The sequence below is a fragment of the Paraburkholderia oxyphila NBRC 105797 genome, from assembly GCF_000685075.1.
In the GTDB taxonomy this organism is placed as follows: domain Bacteria; phylum Pseudomonadota; class Gammaproteobacteria; order Burkholderiales; family Burkholderiaceae; genus Paraburkholderia; species Paraburkholderia oxyphila.
Genome location: NZ_BAYD01000114.1, coordinates 1 through 19,294, shown reverse-complemented (window position 1 = coordinate 19,294; position 19,294 = coordinate 1). Strand labels below are relative to the sequence as shown.

Genomic DNA, 19,294 nt, shown 5'->3' with positions numbered 1-19,294 from the left:
CCCGGAATGTCCGGCCGATCGCTTCACTTCATGTCAGGCGCGCGGCAGCGGTCCTCCACCATGACCGTCGTCGCGCTGCGGCTCGGCCGTGCCGGGAACTTCTGGGGGCGTCGTGGCCTTGCGCCGGCTCGCTCGCAACTCGACGCGGGCGAGCCAGACGCCGGGCAGCATCGGCAGCCAAAAGGTGAGCCCTCGCAGCAACAGCGTTGCCGCGAGCGCCGCCTCGATCGGCACATCGAGCAGATTCAGCATGCCGACCGAAGCGGCTTCGAACGTGCCGAGCCCGACAGGCACAGGGCCGATTGTTGCCACCATCGAGGCGATCGCGAAGCTCGCGAACGCTACCCAGAATGGTGCCGGGGCGCCCACTGCAAGGAGCACCAGCCACAGGGTACCGGCGTCGAACAGAAAGATCGCGAGCTGCAACGCGACCGTTCGCATGAGCAGGCGCCGGTTCAGGAGAAGATCGAGCGGGATGTTGTCGAATGATTCGATCAGGCGTGACAGATGCAGCCATTTTCCGAGCAGCGCAATTCGCGGATCGTGATTCCACCGATGCAGGGCGACAAGGAAGGCGGGGACGAGCAGGAGCACCAGCAGGAAGATGGCGATCCCGATGAAGAGCGTGGTGCCCGCGGCGTGGTGCAGCCAGAGTATCCCGGCGCTCGCGAACACGACGATCAGAAAGGCAATGTCGCGCGAGAGGAGGCTCGAGAGCAGAGCGGTCAGCGCGATCGAGCGCGGAATGCCGCGGCGAAGCAGCCCACGAATCGCCATGAGGCTCCCACCGAGGCCAGCGCTCGGCAGCGCCTGATCGGTAAACACCTTGACGATGCCAAGGCGTACGAGCACGCGCATCGGCAGCGGATAGCCAGAATCCTCAAGTGGTTGGCGCCACACCAGCGCGGCGCTTATGTAGGTGGCGAGCTGAGCCACGAATGCGATCAGCAGCCAGCCCGGGCGCGCCGCACGTGCGAGTGCGAGCGTGCGCTCCAGCGAGCTGGCGCGTACGACTACGAGGACGACCGCGAGCAGGCACAGGAGACCGACTGTCCACGCCACCTGCCCGCGCCGACGCAGGTTCGCTGCAAGCCATTGCCTCAGCGCGCGCGCGGCGCGTTGCGTGAAGCGCGCCGCGGCTTGTTGCACGGGTGACTCGCCATCGGGCCGCTGGCCAGGAGCAGGAGTGCCGGGATTCATCGGAACCTGTCTCGTGAAGGAGGGGGCGGCAGCGCAATGTGTGTTCATTACGCGCCAGCAAAGGCATCTTGACCGCGTGCCGCAGTTCGGGCTTGATGCACGTCAAGCGGTCCGAGGCGCTCCGATAGTGCGTGAGCGTGAATCTTCGAGCGGCGAGCGGCAAAGATGAATCACAGCAGGGCCGGTTTCGTTGCCTGACTCAACCGTTGAGCGCCGGGACACGAACATTGTCCGTATTGCCGGACGAGAGCATCAGCGCACACTCACTAATGAGCGTGCAGACGAACAGGGTAAAAAGGACGCGCATGGCGCGAGCGGGATTGCGGATGCAGGCCTGAACCTGGTCGCTTCTTCCTTGCCCGAACACGCACCACTGGCAAAGGTGCTCGCAGTTGTTGGTGAGCAGACGGTAGTTGTGCTCGCCGAGTCGCGATGAGGCGCGGTGCGCCACCTCGGAGCCAGTGTATTGCGCGTGCGTGTGTGGTACGACTTCGATGTCGAAGCCCGCCGAAAAATGCTGGATCGAGATCGCTTCCACCGGACCGCCGCAGAACCGGCGAGAAAGGCCGGCGTAGTGAATCACACGGCCGTTCCCGATGTAGATGCCGTGATGCACATAGCCAGGGCGCTTCGTGGCGAGGTGAGCGCCGACGGGCAGGTCATGCGTGCACACGACCTCTGTGCATCCCGATTCTTCGTGTTGGCTCATGACTCGCTCCTCGACATTGGGCGGTACGCAGCTACAACTGGAACAGCGTTCGGAAGGAAGGCTTGGTTTGCCGCGTGATCGCCGGACACTTTCGCTTTCGTCACGCCTTAAGTATTGGATTCGGGACGGGCTGCAACAATCAGCGCCGGCTGAGATTGGCGTCCGGTGTGCGGCCTTCGTGTAAGAAACGTCCGACATTGATTCAGAGAATTGCTGATGTCGAGTTGGGAATTTGTGCGCAGGGCGAATCGCCGCATGCCGCATGTTCCGGGCGCGGCGTGGAGAGTCGCTGATGTAGATCAACCGGGCAGGGTTGCCGGCACGGACACTGACTGATGCGCTGCAAGGCACTTGGGACGAGCTTTGGGTGGGACCGCGGTAAGTGGTGAAGCACTCACTCCGGATCGACCCCGAAGCATGGGACCAGGGTAAGCGCTAAAGCGCTAACTCTGGTCGACAGGAGAATGACGATGCGAGCGATGTTGTTCGACGGTACGAGTCCGCTGCTGCGCGAGGTGGAGTTGCCCAATCCGGCGCCGGCGGCGGGCCAGTTGCTCATCGACGTGCATGCGTGCGGCGTGTGCCGCACCGATTTGCACGTGGTCGACGGCGACCTGACGCGCCCAAAGCGCCCGGTAATTCCGGGTCACGAGATCGTCGGAACAGTGGCGGCGCTCGGCGCGGGCGTCACAGGCTTCGCGTCGGGCGACCGCGTGGGCGTGCCGTGGCTCGGCCACACCTGCGGGCATTGCCGCTTCTGCCTGCGCGGGCGCGAGAATCTGTGCGACGCACCCGGCTTCACAGGCTACACGATCGACGGTGGTTACGCCGAACGTACGGTCGCCGACGCCCGCTACTGCTTCCATCTGCCGCGCCAGTACAGCGATGTTGAAGCTGCGCCGTTGTTGTGCGCCGGGTTGATCGGCTACCGCACGCTCGCGCTGGCCGGCGACGCGCCTTGTATCGGCATCTACGGCTTCGGCGCGGCGGCGCATATCGTTGCGCAGGTCGCGCGTCATCAGGGACGCATGGTGTATGCGTTCACGCGCCCCGGTGACACGGCCGCACAGCAGTTCGCGCTGCATCTGGGCGCGGCGTGGGCGGGCGGCAGCGACGAAGCGCCACCCGAGCCGCTCGATGCCGCACTACTGTTCGCTCCCGTCGGCGCGCTGGTGCCCACGGCGCTGCGCGCGGTGGTCAAGGGCGGCGTCGTCGTCTGCGGCGGCATCCACATGAGCGACATTCCTTCGTTTCCGTACGCGTGGCTGTGGGAGGAGCGCCGCATTGTTTCGGTGGCGAATCTCACGCGCGAGGATGGCGCGGCTTTCATGGCCATTGCCGGGAAGTACAAGATCGAGATCGAGACCCGGCGCTATCCACTTGCGCAGGCTAACGTTGCGCTCTCGGATCTGCGCGAGGGGTGTTTTACGGGCGCTGCCGTGCTGACGCTACGCTAGCGCTCGCAGGCGGCTTCGTGACGCCAGGTGGGTTACGTGAGGGCGCGCACCGGGAAGTCAGTCCGTCGCGCGCCTGGGTCTACGCGCAAGTCCGACCGGTCAGGCGGCCATGGACCTCGCGGAGTGTCATGCCGGGACGGTTGCAGAACGGTTATCGGGCGTCTTGTGCCCGGAGACGTCCGCCCGCGCCGGCACGAGCAGCACGGGGCGGCATGCCGTGCGCAGCACGCGCTCCGCGACGCTGCCGAGCATCAACCGCCGCACGCCCCGGCGCCCATGCGTGCCGATGACGATGAGCTCCGCGTGCCAGTCGGCGGCGGCGCGCTCGATGCACTGCGCGACGTCTTCGACGCCCAGCGCGACTTCGACTGTGCGCGGCGCGCCTTTCACGCCTTCCCGGGTCATCCGGGCCTGGGCATCGGTGCAGACGATTTTGCCCTCCTCGACATACGCGTCGCGGACAATCGACGGATCGAAGCCCGGCACGTCGTAGGCGAGCACAGGCATGTCGATCACGTACAGGGGCTGCAGCTCCGCGCCGCAATCATGTGCGAGGTGGAGTGCGGCATCGAACGCTGCGGAGGCAGTCTGGCTGCCATCGAGTGCGACGAGAATACGGGAATACATGGTGTGCCTCCAGGCCCGAAGTGGAATGGATATAAGGCAGGATGAGCGAAGCCGGTCAGTGGGACATGAGCACTGGCAGCGTCATCGTGAGCAGGACCGAGCGCGTCGCACCGCCAAGCACCATTTCCTGCAGCTGCGCGTGCCCGTACGCACCCATGACGAGCAGGTCGAAACCGTCCTCGGCGGCGTAGCTGAGCAGGGCATCACCCGTGGACTCCGATGGGCTTCGGTCGAAGCGCGCAATGTCGACGGTGGTCGCGCCATGGCGTGCGAGCATGGCCGCCAGATCCGTGCACGATGCCTGGGAAGGCGCAGGCGAGAAGGTTGTCGAAGCCGCGGCGATAGTGACGTGCGCGGCGCGCGTGATGAACGGAATGGCATCGTGAACCGCGCGTGCTGCTTCACGGCTGCCGTTCCACGCGATCAGTACGCGCTCGCCGATCGATTCGAAGTGGCCGGTGTTCGGCATCACCAGCACCGGCCCACCGGCGCCCATGACGATCACTTCGGCGAAGTCATTGGCAACATAGGCTTCCGGGTCGTTCAGGTCCGTTTGCCCGACGATCGTCAGGTCGGCAGTCCTGCTGCGCTGCGTGAGAGCGACGATCGGGTCGCCATCGGGCGCCACCCAGGCGCCTTCGACCTGGGCCCGCGCGAGCTCCACATGAAACAGCCGCTCGATGGCCCCGCGTTGCTCCGCGCGCAGTCTGCGGTGTGCGTCGTAGTAGTCAGCCGTGCCCGCCATCACGTAGAACTCGCGCGGGTTCGGCCCGAAGATCGCGAACAGGCCGTCCAGGTGCGCGCCGTACGTGCGCGCGAGTTTCAAGGCGAGCGAAAGCCGTGCGTTAGTGCGTGCGCTCGTATCCAGATGAACCGTCAAGGTCTTGTAGGTCATGGCAGGGCTCCGGCGAGATGGGGAGGGCGACCGCGGCCCAACCCGGCGTGGGCGACGAAGTGATTCGAGTCTAGGGACGGAGGACTATTCACTATTGATTTAAATCAAGCACCCGTTCGTGGCGCGAGAAGGCGTCAGTTGTGGCGCGTAACGCGGACGAGCGAAGGCGTTGAGGCAGATCAATCGGAGAAATCGCTGCGTTCTTAGATTGAATACGACGCACGCAGCAGAGTGCGGCGTGCAACATGGGGGGCAAATACCCCGGCGGCAGTGTGGTCCATCGAGTGGGCTGCGCGGCCCGCAAAAGCTCAAAGGAGGAATGTGATGAGCAATCTGACACGTTACGACCCGTTCTCGATGGAGCCGGTCTCCGATCTCTTTCAGGGTTTTTTTCGTCCGATGCGCAGCCTGCTTGCGACGCAGGAGAGCGAACTTGCGGCGATCAAGCTCGACGTGACCGAGAACGACCAGGCTTATACGGTCAAGGCGGAACTTCCAGGCGTGGAGAAGAAGGACATCGACGTGAAGATCGACGGCAATGTGGTGTCGATCCACGCGAAGGTCGAACGCAACACCGAGTTGAAAGAAGGCGAGCGGGTCATCCGCCGCGAGCGTTATAGCGGCACGTTCGCTCGGTCGTTCTCGCTCGCGAGCGATATCGATGAGAGCACCGCAAGCGCCCAGTACCAGGACGGCGTGCTTGCGCTGACTCTGCCGAAGAAGGCTGCGGCGGAACAAAAGCGTCTGCAGATCGAATAAAAGTTTGAATACGTGACGGGGAGGCCGGCGCATGGTCCCGTGCAGGTCCGCACGGCGTGCGTCGACATGGCGCGGAGGTAATCCTCTGCGCCTTTTTTGCTTTGAGCGTGATGGCTACCCAGAAGACACACGATGCGCTCACGCCAGCGCGGGGGAGTGAACAATGAAGCGCAGGGCCGAAAAAACAGCATATGCGCGAGTCGTTGCGCCCTTCTCGTGCATTTTCGTCCTGATGACCGGACGTGAGCACGTCGGTTCACTGCTCGACTGCGTAGCGGGTTGGGCACAGCAAGGCGCGCGTGTCCACATTGCGGGTCTCGCCTGTGCGCCTTCCAATGGCGACGCCGAATTTCTGGCCGCGCAAGGCTTCACCAGACGGATCGTGCTCGCCGCAACGGTGGACGCCGCTTGCGAAACGCTCGCGCGGCGCGGAATTCAGGTCAACATGGAGATCCTTGAACTGGCCGCGCGAACGGGGCAGACGCAGACACTGGCGCAGGCAGCGTGCGCCTCGCAGGCCCAACTGGTGATCGGCGCACCGTCCTGCCCAGTCATGCTTGCGGGCGCGGCGCGATGTCCCGTCCTGGTGCTGCCCACGCCTTTCGCGCACCGGTGCCGGGTGCCGCCGCAGCGCATTTTTGTCGCGAGCGACGGCAGTGCCGCGTCCGCCCTCGCCGTTCGGGAGGCCGCGCGCATCGCCGCACCGGATGCGGCGGTGCGGGTGGGCTATCTGGCATGTGAACCGGCGGATGCGCTGCATCCGGAGGATTTCGACGCGGTCGTTCTCGAGGCGCAGCACGATGGCGAAGCCGCTTCCCATGCGATCGTAGAAGCGGGGCTGCAGTGGCGCGCCGACCTGCTGGTGCTCGGCACGCGCGGCGGCCAGGCGGGCGAGCGCTGGCGCTACGCGAGCGTCGCGGCCGATGTCGCGCAACGTACGGTGTTGCCGCTGCTGCTCGTGCCGTTCGCAGCGCTTGGGTCTCGCGGTTGTGAGCGGCTTTCATTGAATTGATATGCGTCAACGGCCACGTCCTGTCGGACCTTATCCTGAATTTAATCGCCCGTTGAACGGCGTGCCGCTGGCGCGGGTGAGGAGGGAAAGGTCATGGAAATTTTGTTCCCCCGCATGGCGCCCCAATACGACTCGGAGTGCTACACGCTGGTATTTCCCGCCGACGTGGATGGCAAGCGGATCGAATGCGGCATCACGGCCGAAGCGCTCGAAGACCACTTCGATGCGTCATCGATCTGTGAGCGGGATCTCGTCGAAGCGTTCTGCACGCATCGCACTGCCATCGAGGAGACCGCGGCGACGTTGATCGAAGCAACGCGCGGTGCGCCGGTGTTGCTGCACAGCGGCATGTTCAGGCTCTATGGGAAAGGATGCGCACTGGGGCGTACGCGAGGCAGACCAGCGTCATGACCCTGAGAGGCAGGGGTGACGCAGGTATTTGGATCGTCGAAGCGGTGACGTCGCCAGCGCCGCAGGGAGAGTCCTCGCGTGCAACATCAGCATCACGCAGAGTTCGCCCGAAGCACCATTCGGCCATGCTTTTGCTCACCATCGAGTCTTCGAGACGGAGTCGGCCGCGGTGCTGGACGGCCTGCGCGAAGGTTGTGAATCGAGCTCAAGAATTGCCACGCGATGCGGGTATAGGGCGAACTGCACCTTCGGCGCGCGCACGCGAAAAGGATGGGCCGACATGGGAGCCCGGATGATGGGACTCGGAATGCAGATTGTCTATCTGGGCTTTGCGGGGTCTGCCGCCATCGAAGCGGAGGCTGATGTCCAGTTATTGCGTCTCGAACGCTTTAGCGGGTTGCTGAGAGCCTGCCATCTCGCGATCGAGTCGCTACGCGACGGCGATCATCGCCAGGCTTACGACGTGCGTCTCGATCTATTTTCGGCTTCGAGCGAGCTCAAGCCCATCGTCCATTGCACTGGCGAAGATCCGGTCGTCGCGATGCGTGAGGCATTCGATGCGGCCGAGCGCGAGCTGAAATTGGCGGGCGCTTCAGGCGGCTTGCCGGGATACGGCAGCATGCGGCGCGATCATTGAACGTTGAACGGCGCGTTGAAAGGATCAGGCGATCCTGATTCTGTCTGTTGCATCTTCGTCGGCGGACAGGCTTTCCTCGGGCGTGCAGAGGGACTCGTCGACGCACTGCACGTGCCGGGCTCCGTCGACGGCTGCCTGCGTGACGCCATGCCATTGCACACGGCCGCATTCGCCCTCGAATGGGCCGTCGACCGCCGAGAGATCGAGTCCTTCGAGCGTGCAAGGGGCGGCGCAATTTTCTCCCGCGATGAGATACGTGGCGCCTTGCACGGTGCGGTAGCGGCCCCACGCCGGCAAGTCGACGCACGCGTGACCTTCGCGGGACCATTTGCCGGCCTCTTTGTCGATCCAGACGATGGCATAGGTGCCGGGGGCAAACCGGCCGAAACTGTCGAGATGAAGCGTGACACGCATGGTGGCGCTCCGGTGTACGAGTGCGAATCTACTGGCTCAGCACCCACTGGACGAGCGTGCGCGCGTCTTCTGCCGAGAGCGGCCCGCCGCGGTCATCGGGCAAGGGCATCGACATGTCGCCCCAATGCGCCTTGCCGCCATGCCTGAGCTTTTCTTCGAGCATCGTGCTTGCGTTCGGTGTGTCACGGTAGCGTTCCGCGATCTGGTGAAACGATGGCGCGAGAAACGGTGCGTCCGAGGTATGGCAGAACATGCAGTGTTGCTGATCGATCAGATTGCTCGGTTCCGGAGGTTGGGCAACCGCGCCTGCTACCGGCATTGAGACAGCAAGCGCCGCGACCGCCCGTACCAACGTTGTGCTCGAGCGCAAGCGGCCGGGCGAACGCGGCTGATCTAACGCGACAGCCGGGAGATGAAGGGCCATGACTTGTCTCCTTGTGCGGCGCGCATGCCGCAAAACACACGCGCCCCGGCTGACGAGGCCCGCTATGCCAACACCATCAAGAACGGATATCCGGGCCGTCCCGGCGGTCACACACGAGCAAGCCCCTCTGCATCGACGATGCGGATCTGCTTGCCGCTCGGCTGAACGAGCCCATCGCGGTGAAAACGGGAGAACATCCGGCTCACGGTTTCGAGCTTCATGCCGAGAAAGCAGCCGATTTCCTCACGGCTCATCTTCAGATTGAATTGCGCGCCGGAATAGCCGCGCGTGCGAAAGCGCGCCGCGAGATCGAGCAGGAAGGAGGCGAGCCGCTGCTCCGCGGTCATCGTGCCCAGCAGCATCATGAGGCTCGATTCGCGCACGATCTCGCCGCTCATCAACTGGTAGAGATGGCGCTGCATGCGGCGGCTCTCGCGGCACAGTGATTCGAACTGGCCGAACGGAATGATGCAGACCGTACTGTCCTCGAGCGCGATTGCTTCGCAGTTGTGCGTGCCCGTGCAGACGCCGTCGAGACCGAGCGGCTCGCCGGGGATCTGAAAGCCCGTCACCTGCTCGCGGCCATCGCGGTGCATGACGACCGTTTTGAACGACCCGGTGCGCACGGCGTACAGGCTCTGGAACGCATCGTGCGTGCGAAAGAGGGCCTCGCCGCGATGCACGTGGCGGGTCGTGAGGACAACGGTGTCGAGCTGCTGGAGTTCCATGGAGGTGAGGTCCGAGGGCATGCAGACCGCGCGCAGCGAACAGGTGGAGCAGCGCGAGGCAGCGCGGCGCGGCACAGCCTCCTGCTCCACGGGGCGCAGCGACACCACCGGCCACTGAGTCGGCGACGCCATCGGCAGGGAGGATTCGCACACGGGATCGGCATACATGGTCGTCTCCAGTTCAGCGCGCGGCACTCGCGCGCGCTTTCGCAAGCGCTTCAATGGCGTGACACGCAGCGTCGAATTCAGATGTCTTGTCGAAAAAGAATTCGGCGCCAGCTCGTTTCCACGTAGCCAGTATCGGCGGCGCCATCTCGAAAATAAATCGGCGGGGATGGAAAGTTACGTACGCACGGAAGAAGAAGTGTAGGGAAATTCCTACAGTTGTGCGGCGAGGTGACACGGCCCGGCGGAGCACTCAGCCGGTTGTTGGCGTGAACGGTCCTTAGATTAGATTTCGTCTTGATCGTCGAGAATCTTGTGGAGCAGGGCGTAGCGTACGAGCGCGGCTTCGTGCGGCATCTCCATCTTTTCGAGGATGCGGACCTTGTAGGTGCTCACGGTCTTGGCGCTCACGCAGAGTGCCCTGGCGATTTCGGTAATGGTCTCCCCTGCGGCAAGGCGCCGGAAGACCTCGAATTCGCGGTCGGAAAGCCGCTGGTGCGGCGGGGTGTCGGCGGGCTCGATGAGGTTTTGCGCAAAGCGTTCGGCCATCGCCATGCTCACGTAGACGCCGCCCGTGGCCACCTTCGTCACGGCGTTCACGAGCTCGGCGCTGGCGCTTTCCTTGGTGAGATAGCCCGAGGCGCCGGCCTTGAACGCGCGTACTGCGTATTGCTGCTCGGCATGCATGGTCAGCACGAGGATGCGCAGCGCGGGCTTCTCTTCCTTGATCTGCTTGATGAGCTCCACCCCGCTGCGCCCCGGCATCGAAAGATCGAGCACCAGCACGCTGGCTTCGCGCCCCCGCACGAGCGCGAGCGTGGTGGCGCTGTCACAGCCTTCGCCCACGATTTCGAAATCGTGGGCGTCCTGCAGGATGCGGCGCAGACCGTCACGCACGAGCGTGTGGTCGTCGGCGAGGATCACCTTGAACATGACGCGGTCTCCTCGGCCTGGAGGGCGACGAGCCGGTGCTCGGGTGCGCAGGGGGCGAACTTGAGCGCGGTGAGCTGCTGGCCGAGATCGTCGTGCAGCTCGCGTGCGATAGGCGTTTTTTCGGTCTCGCGTATGGTCTGCAGATTGGCGGAGAGTGCCCGCTGTTGCGCGCGCGGGCGCTTGAGCGAAGTCTGCGTCCGCCGCAGCTCCGTGATGTCGCGCAGCATGACCGTGTAGAGCTTGCGGGAGATCTGCGAAATCGACGCCTCGAAGGGAAACGCCTCGCCGTTGGCGCGCAGCCCGTAGAGGACTCGCTGCTGGCGGCCCATCTGGCGCTTGGTGACGCCTGGGGTGCCGAACTGGCCAACGTGCTGTTCGCACGCCGCGCGTAAGCGCGCGGGAATGAAGCCCGAAAGCGGAGTGCCGATGGTTTCCATGGCAGAGACGCCGAACACGAACTCGGCGGCCGGGTTGAAGATGACGACGCGCTGAGCTTCGTCGACGGTGATGATGCCGTCCATCGACGCGCGGATGATGCTCATCATACGCGCTTCGTTCAGGCGCGCGTCGCCGTCGGCTGGCTTGGGCTCTGCGCCGCCGCGAGCGCTGCACGATACGTTGCACAGTAGGGCACAAACCGTGCCGGGTTTGGCCCTTTTATGCTTGATGGGCCTTCGCAGCCCCCACGGCTGCTACGACACGACTTCCGCAAGCGGGCGGCGTGGCGTCGCCGCGTCGGGCGTCCCATGTCCGATGCGCAGCAGAAGCTGTGGAAAGTATGCGTTCGGCAACCCGGCCAGTGGACCTAGCCGCGCGCGCAGGCCGCCCATCTCGATGGGCTGGTTCAGGTAGGAGGCGCACAGCCCGTGCAGCGTCGCCACCAGCAGGACCCGCTCGAGGGCCTGACCCGTGGCGAGCCAGGCTTGCGCGTCGTCGACGCCAGTCGCGAGACACAGCAGCAGTGGCGAGCCCACTGCAAGTTCGCGGTGCGTTGCGGCTACGCCGCCGCCGAGGTCGAACGTCCGGATCGCGGATGCGACGAGCGGCGTGGCGAAGTCCAGCAAAGAGCCGAGCCCGGCCGCGTAGGCCGGCATGCCGTCGTCGGTATGGCGCGGGTGGATCCACTTCGCGAGTTCGCGCCTGAACCGCGGATCGGCGAATTGCTGCCGGTCGGCCTCGGCAACGAGGTCGGCGATCGCATTGCGCGGCTCGGTGGCGCTCACGCAGGCAACTTCGACGCCTTCGGCGCGCGCGGCTTCCATCAGGTGCCGTTCGATGGTGACGTCGACGGGCTCCGGGGAGAACGCATGGCGCGTGGTGACGCGCTCCTGAATCGTGCTCACGAGGGCGGCGAGTTCCCCGCCGGTAGGGCGGTTGCGATGCAGGCGCACCTCGGCGAGCAGATCAGGGTCGACGCTCGACGGAAAAAGCGTGATCGCGTAGCCGATGCCGAGACTGGCGAGCGCCACGCGCAGATTGAAGAGTGCCGCGCCACAACTGATGATGAGCTCGCGGTCGTAGGGGTCGACCACGGGCAAGGCGCGCAGGCGGTCCGCGCAGAGCATCACACTGTCCTCGCCGAGCACGAAACGCCAGGGCTGGCTGTTGTGGCTCGAGGGCGCGAGCGTCGCATGACGCAGCGCGAAGTGCATGGCGAATTCATGCGTCTGTGCGGATGGTCCGCCTTCGGCGGAAGACCCGATCGGGCTTTCGAGCATGGCCAGCTCCCTTCTGGAAAACGCGCTTGGGCACGCAATACGCACCGCCGCGCCGGGGCGAATCAGTGGGACATCAACACCGGGACCGTCATGGCCTCGAGCAGCGTGCGCGTCACGCCGCCCAGCACGCGTTCATGGATGCGCGAATGTGCATAGGCGCCCGCCACGATCAGCCCGGCGTGCAGGTCGCTCGCGTGGCTGAGCAATGCAGTGCCTGTTTCGACGCCCGCAACGGGGGCGCTTTCGTGAAACGACGCGCTCACGCCGTGCAGATCGAGCCATGCCGAGGCATCGACCACCTGCTCTTCGGCGCGCGCGCGTTTTGCGCCGCCACGCGGCGCGACCACCTCGATCGAAACGCTATTGGCGCGCCGCAATAGTGGCAGGGCATCTGAAGCCGCGCGCGCCGCCTCGCGGCTCCCGTCCCAGGCGATCAGGACGTTCTGCGCGAACTCGGGGAAGGCCCCGGCATACGGCACGACGATAGCTGGCCGCGCGGCTGTCATCAGCAGATCCGTGACGAAGTCGCCGCCCGGTTCCACCGCGGGATCCTCGTGGTCGTGCTGGCCGAGCACGAGCAGGTCGGCGTGACGCGCGTGCAGCGTGGCGCTCGGGCTGTCGCCGGGCTGTGGCGCGCGCCATTCGACGATACGCTGCGCACGAGCGCCGGCGTCGAGGAACTGCGTCTGTGCGATTTCGCGGAGCTCGTCGGGGCCGGGCGCGCCGTCTGCTGCCGCAGTACGGGCGCGTGGCATCGGCAGATAGAGTCCGACGAGATGCGCGTCGAATCGCTCGGCCAGTTCGAGCGCGAGTGCAAGACGGACCACGCATCGCTGCGAGTCGTCGAGGTGGACGAGCAGGGTCTTGTAGCACATGGCGTTTTCCTTGGGCGTCAATCGGTAAGCTCGCACGCAACGCGGCGGCACGGCACTCCCTGCTCAATGTGACATCAAGACGGGCACCGGCATCGAACTCAGCACCGTTTGCGTCACGCCGCCGAGCAGGAGCTCCTTCCAGCGCGCATGCCCGAAGGCGCCCATCACGATCAGATCGCAGCCGCTTTTCCCGGCGTGCGAAAGCAGGGCGTCGCCTGTCGAGACCGTCGGTGGCGGATGCAACTCCGTGACTTTGACCTCGAGTCCATGGCGCGCCAGCACGAGACCGATATCGAAACCAGGGATACGGCCTTGATCTTTGTGCGTGGCGCTGAAGGTCACGACCTCGGTGTGCTGTGCGAGCCGCATGAACGGCAACGCATCGTACAGCGCTCGCGTTGCGGACTGGCCCGCATCCCACGCAACCATGACGCACTCACCCACTGTGGGAAACGCGCCTTCATAGGGAACCCACAAGACTGGTCGTCCCGCGCTCAACGTCACGCGAGATTGCAGACGGTTGCCGAGCGACGCGTCCGGATTGTTGGGGTCGCTTTGCCCCAGCACGATCAGGTCTGCGAAGTGTGCGCGCGCCAGCAGCTCGTGCTGCGCGTGGCTCGCGGCGCGCCAGCTGCCTTTGAGCTCTGCCTCGGCGATGCGGGCAAAAAAGTGATGCTCCAGCGCGCGGCGGCATGCTTCGTGATCACTGCGGCACTGCGACCGATACTCGGCATCCAGGATCAGCGCATAAGCCACGTCATGCTCCGGCACGGCCGGCGCAAAAAGCGCGCTCACCTGGGCGCCGTGCCGCTTCGCAACGTTAAGCGCGACATCGAGACGGGTTCGCGCTTGTTCGCTTTCGTCCAGGTGAACGAGGATGTTCCGATACTCCATGATCGGCGCTCCACGATGGATGCAACATCGAATCGGTGTTTCGTGCGGCCCAGTCTAGGCGCGGAAGCCGGGGCGCAATTGACATGAGTCAAGTCACGTCAAGACCACAGGGTGCCCCCGTCGCGGTTCCTGCGGAAAAGCGGTTGATGTACGTCAATCGTCAGTGGGACGTGGTCCCTATAGTGAGTCATCGTTCCGATCGCACCGGTCTCCACGGCTTCACGATGGCGCTCGCGCTCGAAGTCGCGAAGCAAGGCGTCACGGCAAGCGCTGTCTCGCCCGGCTATCTCGCGACCACCATGGTGGATGCCGTGCCGCAGCACGTCATGGAGAATTCACCGTCAATGGCGGCATGCATGTGTACTGAAGGGCGGGCTCGCGCGTGACGCGTGCGCGGCCCGGACTAGCCCTGAGCGTTCAGCCAGACGGTCGGCATTGGACCGGATTCGATGGAGGCAGCGATGAAAACCGATTTGCAGCTCAAGCACGACGTGGAAGAGGAACTGGAGTGGGAGCCGGCGGTGACGGCTTCGAATATCGGCGTGGAGGTGAAAGACGGCGTTGTGACGCTTTCGGGCCATCTCTCGAGCCTGAGCGAGAAGATCGCGGCCGAGCAGGCGGCTCAGCGCGTGGGCGGCGTGCGCGCGCTGGTGGTCGAGCTGGACGTGCATCTGCCGGGCGAGGACGTGCGTACCGACGAAGACATCGCGCACATCGCGCGTTCCGTGTTGCGCTGGACGGCAGGGATGAGCGAGGACGCAGTGCACTTGCAGGTGGAGCACGGGCATATCACGCTCAGGGGCATGGTCGACTGGGCGTGGCAGAGTCAGACGGCGGTGCGCGCCGTTGCCCAGTTGCGCGGGGTCGCGGGTGTGGCGAACCACATCGAAGTGAGGCACACGGTAGCGCCGGAGAAGATCAGCAAGGACATCCTGGAGGCCATGCGGCGGCATGCGGACCGCGAGGCGCGGCATATTCAGGTCACTGTGGACGAAGGCACGGTCAGATTGTCCGGCAAGGTTCACTCGTTCGCCGAGCGCGTCGTCGCGCGAGGCGCGGCCTGGGCCGCGCCGGGTGTGCGCGCCGTGGTGGACGATCTGAGCGTGGAGTGATGCGGTGTGCGTCGCGCGCTGCGCTCAGCAAGCCTTGTCGGTGGCGAGCGCGTCGCGCAGCGCGGCGGCAAAGCGTTGGAGCGCATGCAGCGAGCCCGCCACGCTCTGGTACTTTTCCCGGCCGATCTGGCCATCGAGCATGACGAGCATGCCGGCGGAGCGCGCAAGCGCGAGCAGCGCATCCGCGTCGTCGACTGCAATGGCACCGGCAAGCGAAGCGGCAGGCGGCGTGCGGTCATCGGAGGTTGACATGGCGGCGCTCCTTGAGTTTGGACGTTTGAGCCGGGTTTGCGACGCTTTTAGTATGGTCGGCATGAACACGCGCTCCAATGAGCCGGCGCTGAAACGGATGTAGGTTGTTTTATGAGTGTGTAGGCTTCGGCCTACACATCTTTGCAAAGGACCAGCGCCGCACAGGTTCGCAGTCGGTGCTGACGCACGCCTGTCTGGCGCCATCAGCGAGTGAAACGTGATCGAGATCTTGACGCTTACGGTCAATCCCGCAGTCGATGTATCGACGGCAGTCGAGCGCGTGCTGGATACGCACAAACTGCGCTGCGAGGCCGCGAGCCGCTATCCAGGCGGCGGGGGCATTAACGTTGCACGCGTGATCCAGCGTCTCGAAGGCGCACATGCCAACTGTCTCGCGCTCTATCTCGCAGGCGGTGTGGCGGGCGACCTGCTGGAGCAGTTGCTTGCAGCGGAGCGCGTGAGCTGCCGCAGGCTGCCCATCGCGGGCGAGACGCGGGAAAATTTCTCGGTCAAGGAGCGCTCGACGGGCCGCGAGTTCCGCTTTGTGCTGCCCGGGGCGCGGGTGAGTGCCGCTGAATGGGCGCATGCGCTGGACGTCTTCGAGGCGTTCATGCCCGCGCCGCGCTACCTCGTGCTGAGCGGCAGCATGGCGCCAGGATTGCCCGCGCAGGCCTATGCGGACCTGGCGAGGCGGGCCAATGCGCGCGGTGCGCGCATGGTGCTGGACACATCGGGGCCGCCGCTCGCATTGGCGCTCGATGCGGGGGTTTATCTCGTGAAGCCAAGTCTCGCAGAGCTGGCCGAACTTGCAGGGCAGCCGCTCCCCGAGGAAGCGGCGCAAGTGTGCGCTGCGCGCGAGATCGTAGCGCAGGGGCGCGCGCAGATCGTCGCCCTGACGCTCGGGGAGCGCGGCGCGTTGCTGGTTTCGTCTGCAGAGACGATCCGCGTGAAGGCGCTGCCGGTATCCGTCTCGAGTGCGATCGGTGCGGGCGATAGCTTCCTGGCGGGTTTGATCGTCGCCCTGCGCAGGGGCGACGGCCTGGCGGCGGCTGCACGCCTCGCGCAGGCAGCGGCATCGGCGACATTGTTGACGACGGGAACGGCGCTTTGCGACGCGGCGGAGGTGAAGCGGCTTTATGACGCCGAGTCCCCCCAGGTGTGCTGAGGACGCCAAGGCGGCAGGGCACGTCACGGCGCCTGGCGGCTGCTTGCCTGTTTCTTTCCGGCGCCTCGGGGCAGGCGGTCCGCGCCTGGGAGAGATGGCCTGACCTGCCCGGCGCTCAACGTGCTGCGCTGCTGCGGCTGGCGGCGTATCTCACGCAGACCACAACGCGTTCAATGCGACAGCAGAACGGGCACGGAGGCCGATTCGAGCAATGCGCGCGTGACGCCGCCGAGCAGGCGCTCGCGCCATTGCGGATGGCCGTAGGCGCCCGCCACGACGAGGTCGCAGCCGCTCGTCGCCACCCACGAAAGCAAGGCGTCGCCCGCAGTCTCGTCCGAGTCGCTGACGTTTTGCGCGAAGTCGACATTGACCGCGTGTCGCGCCAGCATCAAGTCGATCTCCGCGATTCCGGCGCGCGATGCCGCGGCGTTTGACGATTCTGGCGTACCGACATGCAGCATCGTCACGCGCTTCGCGCCCGGAAGCAGCGCCATTGCGTCGTGCACCGCGCGTGCCGCTTCGCGGCTGCCGTCCCATGCGATGACGATCGACTCGCCTACAGGGCGCAGCGCCCCAGCGTAGGGCAGCACGAGCACCGGCCGGCCGGACGTCATGACCACGCCTTCCAGAAAGCGCTCGCGCAGCGAGTGAGCATCGTCGTCAGGAGCCACCTGGCCGGCGACGAGCAGATCGGCGTGGCGGCTGCGCCGAATGATCGGCTGCTCGGCGTAGTCGTCGAACGCGATCCATTCGCCTTCCATGCCGGCGCGCCGCAATGCATGGCGAAAGGACTCCTCGGCCGCTTCCTGCCGGGCGCGCCGCGCATTGCAGTATTCGTTGTAGTAAGGCGCGCAGCCGGAGACGGTGAAGTACTCGCGCGCCTCCGGCGCGAACGGCGAATACAGGCCGATGAGGTGCGCGTCGAAGCGGCCTGCGAGCGTCAGCGAAAAGTCGAGCCGCGCTTGCGCGCGCTCGCTCGGGTCGAGATAAACGAGCAGGGTTTTGTATTGCATGGCAACGACTCCTCGGGTAGTGGCCGTGGGATGAGCACGCGCGCGGCGCTGCGTCCCGGTTTGTCGCAGGACGCGTGCGGGCAGGCGGCAATGCCTGTTGCGAGTCTTGTCGCCGGGCGCGGGTTGGCGCTTGATGTACGTCAAGCAAGGGCGGGGCGCCAATGCGCTTCGGCCCTCGCTCAGTTGAAGAGCAGCCAGGCGCCCCAGACGCAGGCGAGCATCAGCGCCTGCCCGGGTATCAGCGTCAGCGCGAACGCACGCTTGCCGAAGGCCACGGCCACCACGCATTTCATGACTGCATTGGCCGTAAAGGCAACGAGGATCGGCATCGTCGCGCCGCTTTCCGCGAGCAGCGACTGGGCTGCGAGCGCAGCGATCGAGCCCGCCGTGGAGTGAGTGTCGATCAGCCCGCCCAACCCCGCCGCGATCAGGAGTCCGGTCTTGCCAAACCAGCGGGCGAGCAGCGTTGCCGTGAGCATCAGGACCATGAGCGTCGCAGCGAGCAGCACGGCGGCCTTCAGGTCCACTGCCCGCCCGACCATGAGCTCCTCTTGTATGGGCTTGCGCGCCGCGCACCAGGCGATGATCAAGCCGTAGACCAGTGCGGCGAGCGCGCCCGCGAGGAGCGCCGGTGCGACGTGGCGCAGTAGCGGGTCGTAGACGACGCCGATCACCAGCGCCAGCTGCACGGGCGTCGCGACGGAAGACAGCACAGCGGCGGCGGCGAGCTGCGGGCAGTCGGCTGGCGTCTGCACGGCGCGCCGGCCCATCGCGGCGATCGTCGCGATGCTGGAGACGAAGCCGCCGAGCAGCCCTGCGAACGGCAAGCCGATGCGCGTGCCGAACATCAATTGCGCGAGGTGGCCGACGGCGCTGATCGCCATCACGAGGACCGCGAAGCGCCAGACCGTCTGCAGATTGATGGCGCCATAGGGGTCGATGGGGTGGCTCGGGAGGACCGGCAGGATGATCAGCGCGGACGCGGCCAGCGTCAGCAGATCGATGAGCGCGTCCTGGCCGAGCCGCGTCATGACGAAGCGGTGCAGCGACGAACGCGCCGCGAGCACGATCGTCAAAAGCACGCCCAGCGCGGCGGCGAGCGGCGCGTCGATCACGGCCAGCGCGCCCAAGAGCAGCGTGGCGATCATCGAGGTTTCGGTGGTGAGCCCCGGATCGTCGTGGGGACGCAAATAGGCCGCTGTGGCCAGCGCCGTCAGGGCGAGCACCAGGGTGGCGGCCAGTATCGCCCCGCCCACGCGCATGGCGAGGGCGCCGAGCAGCGCCGCCACCGTGAAAGTGCGGATGCCGGCGGCCGCGCGCGACGCGCCTTCGCCCTTGCGTCGCTCGCGTTCGGCGCCAACCAGCAGGCCTATACCCAAGGCGACGGCAAACGGCATATAGGCGGCGTTGACGAGGAACATGAGGCGTCGATGCGGCGAGAGCGGCGTATTGGTGGCTGTCGAGTCATCGTAGGGCGGGACGCCCGCGAGAATTTGATGGATATCAATGCGCATCGCTTGTTTGACGCACGTCAACGGAAAGAGGGCCACGCGCCGGAGAATCGGCTCACCGGGTCTGGATCTGCACGCGTATCGTGCGTGACGGGGGGAGAACCCGGATAACCGGAGAGCCGTCATGCAGTGCATTCTTTCCTCGCTGTTGTTGCGCTGCGGAGAAGAATCATGATCCGCGCCGAATTCAGGATCGTCTGCGCGACGATTGCCGTGTTCGCCGCGCTCGTCGGGCTGGGTGTTGCGCTCGACGGCCTCGCGTTCGAAGCATGGGTGAGGTTTCGCTACGGCGCGGCCGTGCTGATCACTGGTCTCGCCTGCCTCGTGCTGTTGCTCAATCCGGTGCCGCGCGACCATGGCTAGTCGCATCGCCATGCCGGGCG

Annotated in this window: 23 protein-coding genes and 2 pseudogenes; 9 read left to right on the top strand and 16 right to left on the bottom strand. The window is 65.5% G+C overall.

What is annotated here, in order from left to right; translation table 11 throughout:
* Window positions 1-33: 33 nt before the first annotated feature.
* On the bottom strand, window positions 34-1,200 hold the full coding sequence (locus tag BO1_RS54820) for a lysylphosphatidylglycerol synthase transmembrane domain-containing protein (RefSeq protein WP_167338438.1): 1,167 nt from the start codon (window positions 1,198-1,200) through the stop codon (window positions 34-36).
* 199 nt (window positions 1,201-1,399) lie between these two features.
* Window positions 1,400-1,909 (bottom strand): lecithin retinol acyltransferase family protein, encoded by a 510-nt coding sequence (locus BO1_RS54815; protein ID WP_043288664.1) that lies wholly within the window; start codon window positions 1,907-1,909, stop codon window positions 1,400-1,402.
* Between the two features lie 470 nt (window positions 1,910-2,379).
* Here BO1_RS54815 and BO1_RS40310 point away from each other — a divergent pair, with 470 nt between their 5' ends.
* The gene (locus BO1_RS40310; protein WP_028222420.1) at window positions 2,380-3,366 is read left to right on the top strand and encodes a zinc-dependent alcohol dehydrogenase family protein; all 987 of its coding nucleotides are present in this window, start codon (window positions 2,380-2,382) and stop codon (window positions 3,364-3,366) included.
* Between the two features lie 126 nt (window positions 3,367-3,492).
* On the opposite strand, the gene BO1_RS40305 is transcribed toward BO1_RS40310, so the two are convergent.
* Together BO1_RS40305 and BO1_RS40300 are read right to left on the bottom strand one after the other, a co-directional pair.
* Entirely contained in the window at window positions 3,493-3,993 is a 501-nt protein-coding gene (locus tag BO1_RS40305) for a universal stress protein (RefSeq protein ID WP_028222419.1), read from the bottom strand.
* Window positions 3,994-4,048: 55 nt separating this feature from the next.
* Window positions 4,049-4,888: a universal stress protein gene (locus BO1_RS40300; protein ID WP_028222418.1), complete on the bottom strand. Its 840-nt coding sequence runs from the start codon at window positions 4,886-4,888 to the stop codon at window positions 4,049-4,051.
* Between the two features lie 324 nt (window positions 4,889-5,212).
* On the opposite strand from BO1_RS40300, the gene BO1_RS40295 reads away from it, so the two are divergent.
* From BO1_RS40295 to BO1_RS54810, 4 genes are all read left to right on the top strand, one after another.
* Window positions 5,213-5,647 (top strand): Hsp20/alpha crystallin family protein, encoded by a 435-nt coding sequence (locus tag BO1_RS40295; protein WP_028222417.1) that lies wholly within the window; start codon window positions 5,213-5,215, stop codon window positions 5,645-5,647.
* Between the two features lie 232 nt (window positions 5,648-5,879).
* Window positions 5,880-6,659, top strand: coding sequence for a universal stress protein (locus tag BO1_RS40290; RefSeq protein WP_167338437.1), 780 nt, complete (start codon window positions 5,880-5,882; stop codon window positions 6,657-6,659).
* A gap of 93 nt (window positions 6,660-6,752) precedes the next feature.
* Window positions 6,753-7,070, top strand: a complete 318-nt coding sequence (locus tag BO1_RS40285; RefSeq protein ID WP_028222415.1) for a DUF1488 family protein — start codon at window positions 6,753-6,755, stop codon at window positions 7,068-7,070.
* A gap of 307 nt (window positions 7,071-7,377) precedes the next feature.
* Window positions 7,378-7,707 carry an HPF/RaiA family ribosome-associated protein gene (locus tag BO1_RS54810; RefSeq protein WP_084688657.1) on the top strand — a complete coding sequence of 110 codons (330 nt, stop codon included), beginning with the start codon at window positions 7,378-7,380 and terminating at the stop codon, window positions 7,705-7,707.
* A gap of 24 nt (window positions 7,708-7,731) precedes the next feature.
* Here BO1_RS54810 and BO1_RS54805 read toward each other — a convergent pair whose 3' ends face one another.
* The 9 genes and pseudogenes from BO1_RS54805 to BO1_RS40235 form a co-directional block, all read right to left on the bottom strand.
* Window positions 7,732-8,121 carry a DUF3564 family protein gene (locus tag BO1_RS54805; RefSeq protein ID WP_043288662.1) on the bottom strand — a complete coding sequence of 130 codons (390 nt, stop codon included), beginning with the start codon at window positions 8,119-8,121 and terminating at the stop codon, window positions 7,732-7,734.
* A 28-nt stretch (window positions 8,122-8,149) separates the two neighbouring features.
* Window positions 8,150-8,440 carry a c-type cytochrome gene (locus BO1_RS40270; protein ID WP_043288668.1) on the bottom strand — a complete coding sequence of 97 codons (291 nt, stop codon included), beginning with the start codon at window positions 8,438-8,440 and terminating at the stop codon, window positions 8,150-8,152.
* Window positions 8,441-8,652: 212 nt separating this feature from the next.
* The gene (locus BO1_RS40265) at window positions 8,653-9,441 is read right to left on the bottom strand and encodes a helix-turn-helix domain-containing protein (protein ID WP_028222413.1); all 789 of its coding nucleotides are present in this window, start codon (window positions 9,439-9,441) and stop codon (window positions 8,653-8,655) included.
* Between the two features lie 13 nt (window positions 9,442-9,454).
* Window positions 9,455-9,553 (bottom strand): annotated as a pseudogene (locus BO1_RS61560) (two-component system response regulator); the annotation flags it as partial.
* Between the two features lie 170 nt (window positions 9,554-9,723).
* Window positions 9,724-10,371, bottom strand: a complete 648-nt coding sequence (locus BO1_RS40255; RefSeq protein WP_028222411.1) for a response regulator — start codon at window positions 10,369-10,371, stop codon at window positions 9,724-9,726.
* Between the two features lie 23 nt (window positions 10,372-10,394).
* A pseudogene (locus BO1_RS54800) lies at window positions 10,395-11,003 on the bottom strand (PAS domain S-box protein); the annotation flags it as partial.
* 60 nt (window positions 11,004-11,063) lie between these two features.
* Window positions 11,064-12,089, bottom strand: coding sequence for an Acg family FMN-binding oxidoreductase (locus BO1_RS40245; protein ID WP_028222410.1), 1,026 nt, complete (start codon window positions 12,087-12,089; stop codon window positions 11,064-11,066).
* Between the two features lie 62 nt (window positions 12,090-12,151).
* Window positions 12,152-12,964 (bottom strand): universal stress protein, encoded by an 813-nt coding sequence (locus BO1_RS40240; protein ID WP_028222409.1) that lies wholly within the window; start codon window positions 12,962-12,964, stop codon window positions 12,152-12,154.
* Window positions 12,965-13,027: 63 nt separating this feature from the next.
* On the bottom strand, window positions 13,028-13,858 hold the full coding sequence (locus tag BO1_RS40235) for a universal stress protein (RefSeq protein WP_028222408.1): 831 nt from the start codon (window positions 13,856-13,858) through the stop codon (window positions 13,028-13,030).
* A 146-nt stretch (window positions 13,859-14,004) separates the two neighbouring features.
* Between BO1_RS40235 and BO1_RS62190 the strand changes: the two genes are divergently transcribed.
* Both BO1_RS62190 and BO1_RS40225 read left to right on the top strand, forming a co-directional pair.
* Entirely contained in the window at window positions 14,005-14,244 is a 240-nt protein-coding gene (locus tag BO1_RS62190) for an SDR family NAD(P)-dependent oxidoreductase (RefSeq protein WP_028222407.1), read from the top strand.
* Between the two features lie 75 nt (window positions 14,245-14,319).
* The gene (locus BO1_RS40225; RefSeq protein ID WP_028222406.1) at window positions 14,320-14,970 is read left to right on the top strand and encodes a BON domain-containing protein; all 651 of its coding nucleotides are present in this window, start codon (window positions 14,320-14,322) and stop codon (window positions 14,968-14,970) included.
* 24 nt (window positions 14,971-14,994) lie between these two features.
* On the opposite strand, the gene BO1_RS54795 is transcribed toward BO1_RS40225, so the two are convergent.
* The gene (locus BO1_RS54795; protein ID WP_407670066.1) at window positions 14,995-15,285 is read right to left on the bottom strand and encodes a hypothetical protein; all 291 of its coding nucleotides are present in this window, start codon (window positions 15,283-15,285) and stop codon (window positions 14,995-14,997) included.
* Window positions 15,286-15,439: 154 nt separating this feature from the next.
* Between BO1_RS54795 and BO1_RS40215 the strand changes: the two genes are divergently transcribed.
* On the top strand, window positions 15,440-16,387 hold the full coding sequence (locus tag BO1_RS40215; RefSeq protein ID WP_028222405.1) for a 1-phosphofructokinase family hexose kinase: 948 nt from the start codon (window positions 15,440-15,442) through the stop codon (window positions 16,385-16,387).
* A 170-nt stretch (window positions 16,388-16,557) separates the two neighbouring features.
* Here BO1_RS40215 and BO1_RS40210 read toward each other — a convergent pair whose 3' ends face one another.
* Both BO1_RS40210 and BO1_RS40205 read right to left on the bottom strand, forming a co-directional pair.
* Complete coding sequence (locus BO1_RS40210; RefSeq protein WP_028222404.1) at window positions 16,558-17,400, bottom strand: universal stress protein; 843 nt, start codon at window positions 17,398-17,400, stop codon at window positions 16,558-16,560.
* A 179-nt stretch (window positions 17,401-17,579) separates the two neighbouring features.
* Complete coding sequence (locus BO1_RS40205; RefSeq protein WP_218002851.1) at window positions 17,580-18,914, bottom strand: MgtC/SapB family protein; 1,335 nt, start codon at window positions 18,912-18,914, stop codon at window positions 17,580-17,582.
* A 168-nt stretch (window positions 18,915-19,082) separates the two neighbouring features.
* Here BO1_RS40205 and BO1_RS40200 point away from each other — a divergent pair, with 168 nt between their 5' ends.
* The gene (locus BO1_RS40200; RefSeq protein WP_028222402.1) at window positions 19,083-19,274 is read left to right on the top strand and encodes a DUF2964 family protein; all 192 of its coding nucleotides are present in this window, start codon (window positions 19,083-19,085) and stop codon (window positions 19,272-19,274) included.
* Window positions 19,275-19,294 lie beyond the last annotated feature (20 nt).

Bases quoted from the DNA above. Each gene is read 5' to 3' on its own strand.
- BO1_RS54820 (WP_167338438.1), bottom strand. From the start codon at position 1,200: ATGAATCCCGGCACTCCTGCTCCTGGCCAGCGGCCCGATGGCGAGTCA.
- BO1_RS54815 (WP_043288664.1), bottom strand. From the start codon at position 1,909: ATGAGCCAACACGAAGAATCGGGATGCACAGAGGTCGTGTGCACGCAT.
- BO1_RS40310 (WP_028222420.1), top strand. From the start codon at position 2,380: ATGCGAGCGATGTTGTTCGACGGTACGAGTCCGCTGCTGCGCGAGGTG.
- BO1_RS40305 (WP_028222419.1), bottom strand. From the start codon at position 3,993: ATGTATTCCCGTATTCTCGTCGCACTCGATGGCAGCCAGACTGCCTCC.
- BO1_RS40300 (WP_028222418.1), bottom strand. From the start codon at position 4,888: ATGACCTACAAGACCTTGACGGTTCATCTGGATACGAGCGCACGCACT.
- BO1_RS40295 (WP_028222417.1), top strand. From the start codon at position 5,213: ATGAGCAATCTGACACGTTACGACCCGTTCTCGATGGAGCCGGTCTCC.
- BO1_RS40290 (WP_167338437.1), top strand. From the start codon at position 5,880: ATGACCGGACGTGAGCACGTCGGTTCACTGCTCGACTGCGTAGCGGGT.
- BO1_RS40285 (WP_028222415.1), top strand. From the start codon at position 6,753: ATGGAAATTTTGTTCCCCCGCATGGCGCCCCAATACGACTCGGAGTGC.
- BO1_RS54810 (WP_084688657.1), top strand. From the start codon at position 7,378: ATGCAGATTGTCTATCTGGGCTTTGCGGGGTCTGCCGCCATCGAAGCG.
- BO1_RS54805 (WP_043288662.1), bottom strand. From the start codon at position 8,121: ATGCGTGTCACGCTTCATCTCGACAGTTTCGGCCGGTTTGCCCCCGGC.
- BO1_RS40270 (WP_043288668.1), bottom strand. From the start codon at position 8,440: ATGCCGGTAGCAGGCGCGGTTGCCCAACCTCCGGAACCGAGCAATCTG.
- BO1_RS40265 (WP_028222413.1), bottom strand. From the start codon at position 9,441: ATGTATGCCGATCCCGTGTGCGAATCCTCCCTGCCGATGGCGTCGCCG.
- BO1_RS40255 (WP_028222411.1), bottom strand. From the start codon at position 10,371: ATGTTCAAGGTGATCCTCGCCGACGACCACACGCTCGTGCGTGACGGT.
- BO1_RS40245 (WP_028222410.1), bottom strand. From the start codon at position 12,089: ATGCTCGAAAGCCCGATCGGGTCTTCCGCCGAAGGCGGACCATCCGCA.
- BO1_RS40240 (WP_028222409.1), bottom strand. From the start codon at position 12,964: ATGTGCTACAAGACCCTGCTCGTCCACCTCGACGACTCGCAGCGATGC.
- BO1_RS40235 (WP_028222408.1), bottom strand. From the start codon at position 13,858: ATGGAGTATCGGAACATCCTCGTTCACCTGGACGAAAGCGAACAAGCG.
- BO1_RS62190 (WP_028222407.1), top strand. From the start codon at position 14,005: ATGTACGTCAATCGTCAGTGGGACGTGGTCCCTATAGTGAGTCATCGT.
- BO1_RS40225 (WP_028222406.1), top strand. From the start codon at position 14,320: ATGAAAACCGATTTGCAGCTCAAGCACGACGTGGAAGAGGAACTGGAG.
- BO1_RS54795 (WP_407670066.1), bottom strand. From the start codon at position 15,285: ATGCCGACCATACTAAAAGCGTCGCAAACCCGGCTCAAACGTCCAAAC.
- BO1_RS40210 (WP_028222404.1), bottom strand. From the start codon at position 17,400: ATGCAATACAAAACCCTGCTCGTTTATCTCGACCCGAGCGAGCGCGCG.
- BO1_RS40205 (WP_218002851.1), bottom strand. From the start codon at position 18,914: ATGCGCATTGATATCCATCAAATTCTCGCGGGCGTCCCGCCCTACGAT.
- BO1_RS40200 (WP_028222402.1), top strand. From the start codon at position 19,083: ATGATCCGCGCCGAATTCAGGATCGTCTGCGCGACGATTGCCGTGTTC.